This window comes from Cylindrospermopsis sp. CR12 (assembly GCF_001432185.1).
GTDB classification, from domain to species: Bacteria; Cyanobacteriota; Cyanobacteriia; order Cyanobacteriales; family Nostocaceae; genus Raphidiopsis; species Raphidiopsis raciborskii.
Map to the genome: position 1 here is coordinate 1 of NZ_LMVE01000041.1, position 5,939 is coordinate 5,939.

The window sequence follows — 5,939 nt, forward strand, 5'->3', positions numbered from 1 at the left end:
CACAACTTCCCCTTAGACCTAGCTGCTGGTGAAGTAGCACCTGTAGCATTAACCGCTCCCGCAATCAACGGTTAATAACAAATACTGGTAAATGAAAAGCTCCACACCTAGTGGGGGGCTTTTTTTATGGGGAGTGCTTCGCAATCGCCTGCAGAAGAAAGAGTAAACCCAGGAGATTCTCAAGGGAAATTTCACCGAACTACTGTCGGTGTATATCATTGCGATCGCCCCGCCCTAAGTGCTTCAGAATCGTCCGTCATTCTCATTGTCTTCAAGGACAGGTTCACCATTTTTCCTTTGAGAGGAAATGGGTAAGCGATCCTAGAAAAAAGACCTAGCCCTAAGAAATTATCAAGGGATGTTATACAGTGCGAGCTCCTGTATGGAGTGCTGCGCAATCGGTTATATGGGGAAGACTAACCCTAGTCAGTAATCGCATTCATTAAAACTTCTGTTAAACTCATTTCTTCTAACTCATCTAAAGTCACAGTATCGCAAATATCAAATTTAGCTCCTACACTTTGTAACTGGTCATCGAGAGTTTTGAGAAACTTTGTAGCTTGCGGATCTGTACCTACTTGAATTAGAGAAATTGCTAATTCCTCATCTTTATCCATTTTGCGAGAGGCCTTAATAACTACTTCAAAAACTGCTTTCCGATCATCCGGTTCGCCATCAGTAATCACTAGAATAGTTTCACCATTCGGTTTGGCTTGACCAGATGCTTTACGTTGAAAATATTGATTAGTAGCATCTAAAAGCACTCCAGCTAAATTGGTTGCACCAACAGGATCATTTTCTTGAAATATTTGGGCAACCTTTGCTGCTGTCACATTTTCGTATCGTTTAAATCTACCGGAAAATACATAAACAGTAATACCATCTGGGTCAAATTCCTCACACTTTCTGGCTAAGGCTATGGTAGATTCTTGGGCTATTTCCCATCTGGTTTTTCCACCCCGTTGATCTCGAGTTGACATGCTCCCACTTTTATCAATGATTAGTGTATAGTCGCGATCGTTTAACATATTTCACTCTAAATATTAGGTTACTCTTATTTTATCTGTTATCTAGCATTTTTGCGCAAGGAGAGGGGATCCTAATTCTCGGTTAGAAAAACGGGATAAATTTAAACCACAGTAGTACATGGATATCCTTCGGTGAGAGAACAGGATGGAGGCATAACGGATATTAGCTATCTTATAATAGTATTATAAGTCCTTATTATGATGATTTATGGTCACTTTACGCACCAAAGGGTCAACTACCATTACTGGGAGGTTGGGAACAATGGGGTTGTGAAGTGGGGATATTTTTCCCTCCCTTGCATAGTTTACCTAGTCTTACCTCTCTCGAATAAGGGAGTTTATTCCCTGTAGGAGATTACACTTTTTGCCTGTGGAACAGTACTGAAAGTAAATCAACACAACATGGATCTCCCGTCGGGAGTGCAATGCGATCGCCCGTTTGAAATGCTTCGCGAGATCCCGTAGGGAGTGCTTCGCAATCGCTTGGTAAAAAGGTGTAAAATAGGGGAAATGCAATCGCCTACCAAAAACCATCCTCCATGGTGTATTTAACTGAAAACTGAATTAACTCCATATAACAACCATGTACAAAACATTTATAAAAGCAATATCTATTACCTGTGCTACCGTGTCCATAGTTGTGCTTACATCTCCACAGACCTTATAACAAAACATAAATAGCATTCAGAACCTAGCCAAAAAAGCAACTGTTCAAATCAACACTGATGCTAACCCTGGTGGATCTGGTGTAATTATCCAAAAGCAAGGAGGGATCTACACCGTACTGACTGCTAACCATGTGGTCTGTGAAAACTTAGGTACTACAGAAATTCGTTGCCGAACTGATTTCAATTACACCATCAGAACTTACGATGGTAGTGAGCATGCAATTAAACACAGACAGAGTCTACAAAAAACTGTTAATGACCCAGACCTAGCTATAGTAACATTTGAGTCTCAACAAGACTATGAAGTTGCACCCATCAGGAATTTTGATGACGTGCAAATACAGTCAGATATTTTGGTTGCAGGGTTTCCCACTATTTTTGGCAGGGTAGGCAAAAATAGGATTTTTACTGTTACTAATGGCAAGGTAGTAGGTTTTATTCCAGATCCACCCAAAGGATATGGACTTGTTTACAACGCTACTACTTTTATTGGTAATAGTGGTGGGCCAGTATTTGATAGCAGTGGAAATGTTATTGGAATTCATGGATTAGCAGATACTGATGGTGTAGAAATCGATAACAAAAACCAATCAGAAACGAGAAATGGGTTAAAACCAAATGTTTCCATAATCAGAAAACTAATCAATCCACAGATAGAATCAGGAACCTCTTTTATACAAAAAACAGGTTTTAATGCTGGTATACCAATTAACATATTTTTGTCTGTGACAGCAGATGCTGGGTTACAGCTACCCAATGTAAAGAGTCCGGTTGTTATTGCACCAGGAAAAACTGACCAAGTTGCTATTTCTCCTTTAGTTCCCTCTGACAGGGAAGCTACTATACCTTTCTCATCATCACCAAGTAGTGATTCTACTGACAAGGTTAATAGCAATGTGGCAATAGCCCCAAAAATAGTTCCAAATGTAAATGATGCTCTGTCCTACATTGCTAGGGGAATAGCCCTCTATGAATTAGGAGATAAACAGGGTGCTATTGTTGATTACAATCAAGCTATTAAAATTGACCCTAATTATGCTAATGCCTACATTGCTAAGGGAGTAGCCCGCAGTGATTTAGGAGATAAACAGGGTGGGATAGATGATTACAATCAAGCTATCCAGATTAATCATAATTATGCTAAAGCCTACTACAACAGGGGAAATGCTCGCAGTAATTTAGGAGATAAAAAGCGTGCAATAAGTGATTTCCAAACCGCTGCACGACTGTATCAGCAACAGGGTAAACAGAACGATTATCAAGATGCTTTAAATAGAATTTGCCGAATCCTGTCAATATGCCATGATAACAAATTAAATTCCAACATCCTGTCAATATGCCATGATAACAAATTAAATTCCAACCTGGTATTTTAAAAAAGGATTAATTATGCGGTTAAGAAAGTTGACTTCTGCTACAAAGGTGGTAATTAAGTAACAGATCTGACAGACAGCGCAGTCACTCTTGATTCAGGATGCGGTCTAAGTTCAACATTAATATCACCCTACTTGTTGATTATTATCCCTTATTTTTCAACCACTCTAGCAAATTAACCAAAAACACTTGATTATGAATAATCAGCATAACATTCAACCTGTTCCTGAGTTTAACCCTTACTTAGCACTGATTGTTAAAGAGAGATTACGTCAAGCCCGCCGCAGTTTTGATTTTGCCCTAATTGCTACTGCCTTATCTTTTGGTATCAGTCTTGTAGGTGCTGGGTGCTTGCTCACCAATAAAGTATCAGAAGGTGCTGTAACCACAGCCGTCGGACTTGTAGCTAGTATGGGCTATATGCGGATAGCCAAAGACGCAAACAACCGTTTAGATAAAATTGCAGATGATTTGGATGTGGCCATCCCTAGATGAACTATCTTTTAAAAAGCAGCTGATTATTAGTGTTACCAATATTAATGAAGGATCCACAGATCTAACCGTATCAACTACTAACATTGTGTAAAACTAAGCAAGTGGAACAGTGGTGGGCAACTTCTCTACCACTGACCCGGATGCTGGAAACACCTTCACCTATAGCCTAGTTACGGGAACATGCTCTACTGATAATAATACCTTTATCATATAAAAGCTATTAAATAGGGGTTGCTGAAAAAGTTGAGAATAAACCTAATGAAAATTGGCTCAGTGGTCATGCAAGAAAAAAAGATAAGTTTTCCTCATCGAAATTTACGAAGTAATTAACTTTACTAATCAAACAAGGTAAAAAAGATGTAATTCCCAAAAATTGACACAAAAATCCTCCAAACCCCCTTGATAATATTCTGCAAAGGTTCATGACCAAAAAGCACACAGCAATGGAAGTTAAGGAGGTATTACAGCAGTTTTCATCTATTTAAACCAGATTTTGATTACCTTCTCCCTTTGCGCGAAACAAAAACCGTGGTTCATTTACCTGAAATTCGCTGTAGGTAATTTAGACATAACTCTATCCAGGCTAAATCTCCGTTTACCTTGCCCAAATTTCCCCTCAATATGGTTACGAATCCCTTCGTCTTCTCTTGCTTGTTTCTTCATCGAAGGAGTGACATTTTTGGGTGGTCTTCCTAATGGGGAACCACTAATTCTAATCCCCCTTTCTTGACACCAACTTCTATTCTCCCTAGTTCTGTAAATTGGCTCTTGCGTAGATTTTATGGAGAGAAAGTAAATTAACAGAAATTAATAGTTGACAATTTTTAGAATCGAGAGCTGAAATACAATAGACACAAAAGTTTACAGATTTTTATGTATGTCTAAATACCGGAAGTGATATAGTTAGAGATATACAAATCAAGAATTGACAAGGGTGGTTATGAAATTTCCTATAGAGCAAATCCTCAATCTACCAGAAAAGTATTAGATTGCCAAGAAATAGAAGGCGCAGGAATAATCATTACAATTGAGAAGGCAGTCAACCATTGTACCTGCCCTAATTGTGGACATATTACCCATAGTATACACCAAAAACACTGGTGAATGATACATGATTTACCGTGGAGTGAAAAGCCAGTGTTTTTAAAAATAAATCGTCGTCAATTTAAATGTCATAAGTGTAAAAAAGTGTTTAGTGAAAAACTAGACTTTGTGGACAAAAGTAAAGGATATACAAAAAGATTAGCTACTAACATAGTGGAACAAGTATTGAATAGTAACATTCATAGTGTCGCCAAAAGAAACGACCTCAGTGATGAAGAAGTAGAATCAATGTTAAAAAGGCAAGTAGCGCAAATACAGAAGATAAATTTAAGAGGAGTGAAAAGGTTAGGGATAGATGAAATAGCCTTGGTCAAAGGACAAGGAAACTATTTAGCAGTGTTGGTAGATTTAGATACTCGAAAACCTATCGAAATAGTGAAAACAAGAAGGATAGAAGATATACGTGAAGTCCTTATAGGGTGGGGATTAGAGTCCCTGGAGCAAATACAAGAAGTGAGTATTGATATGTGGTCTCCTTACAAAAGTTTAGTAGAAGAATTAATGCCCAATGCTAATATAACAGCAGATAGATTTCATGTAATGAAACAGGTAAATGATGAATTAGATAATATGCGTAAAACAGAGAAGAAAGCAGCAACATCTTTACCAAATGAATCAGAAAAAAAGAGAATATTAGCTGGATTAAATAAAGGTAAATATAGCCTAATTAAAAATGAAGACTCACTCAACGAAGAACTAAAAGAACGTTTAAAATCAGTCCAGTCAGTTTCTCCCACTCTAGCCAAGATGCACTGCTTGAAAGAAAAATTCAGAGAAATATTTGAACGCTCCACAAATTGGGGAGACAGCATCATTGATTTATTAGATTGGATGCACGATGCCAAGTCTTTTTTCCCAAAAACTATTGGGACTATGATTAGATGGTTTGGAGAAATAGTCGGTTATTTTGATGGCAGAACTACGAGTGGTATTGTAGAAGGTATTAATAATAAACTCAAGTTGATTAAACGACTGGGATATGGATTTCGTAACTTCAACAATTTTCGTCTACGCAGTTTATTACACTGCCACTTTTCTATTAATTGTCCATAAAACAGGCGCAAGAACCAGAAAAACTAGCTGCTTATCTACGTTCCCTTGGGATTGACCCGGAGAAAATATAAAATCCTTCTGCTAAATATAATGCGGGTTGGGTTCCAAACTATCAGATATTTCCCCGGTCAAAAAAAACAACACGAAACCAAAAACAGTTGCTAAAATTAGGTTAAATCCCCCTAGCTGAGGGCAAAAATGAACCCCGTACCCCCCC

Annotated in this window: 3 protein-coding genes and 3 pseudogenes; 4 read left to right on the plus strand and 2 right to left on the minus strand. The window is 38.0% G+C overall.

Features of this window, described 5'->3' with window-relative positions; genetic code table 11:
* A pseudogene (locus ASL19_RS16610) lies at positions 1-75 on the plus strand (photosystem II protein D1); the annotation flags it as partial.
* Positions 76-422: 347 nt separating this feature from the next.
* On the opposite strand, the gene ASL19_RS04410 reads toward ASL19_RS16610, so the two are convergent.
* Positions 423-1,028 (minus strand): VWA domain-containing protein, encoded by a 606-nt coding sequence (locus ASL19_RS04410; protein WP_057177438.1) that lies wholly within the window; start codon positions 1,026-1,028, stop codon positions 423-425.
* Between the two features lie 715 nt (positions 1,029-1,743).
* On the opposite strand from ASL19_RS04410, the gene ASL19_RS18500 reads away from it, so the two are divergent.
* Entirely contained in the window at positions 1,744-3,072 is a 1,329-nt protein-coding gene (locus ASL19_RS18500) for a trypsin-like peptidase domain-containing protein (RefSeq protein ID WP_255356431.1), read from the plus strand.
* Positions 3,073-3,265: 193 nt separating this feature from the next.
* Positions 3,266-3,565 carry a hypothetical protein gene (locus tag ASL19_RS04420; protein WP_057177440.1) on the plus strand — a complete coding sequence of 100 codons (300 nt, stop codon included), beginning with the start codon at positions 3,266-3,268 and terminating at the stop codon, positions 3,563-3,565.
* Positions 3,566-4,120: 555 nt separating this feature from the next.
* Here the strand turns inward: ASL19_RS04420 and ASL19_RS18920 are convergent.
* A pseudogene (locus tag ASL19_RS18920) lies at positions 4,121-4,333 on the minus strand (transposase); the annotation flags it as partial.
* A gap of 172 nt (positions 4,334-4,505) precedes the next feature.
* Here ASL19_RS18920 and ASL19_RS04425 point away from each other — a divergent pair.
* Positions 4,506-5,722 (plus strand): annotated as a pseudogene (locus tag ASL19_RS04425) (ISL3 family transposase).
* The last annotated feature ends 217 nt before the right edge of the window (positions 5,723-5,939 follow it).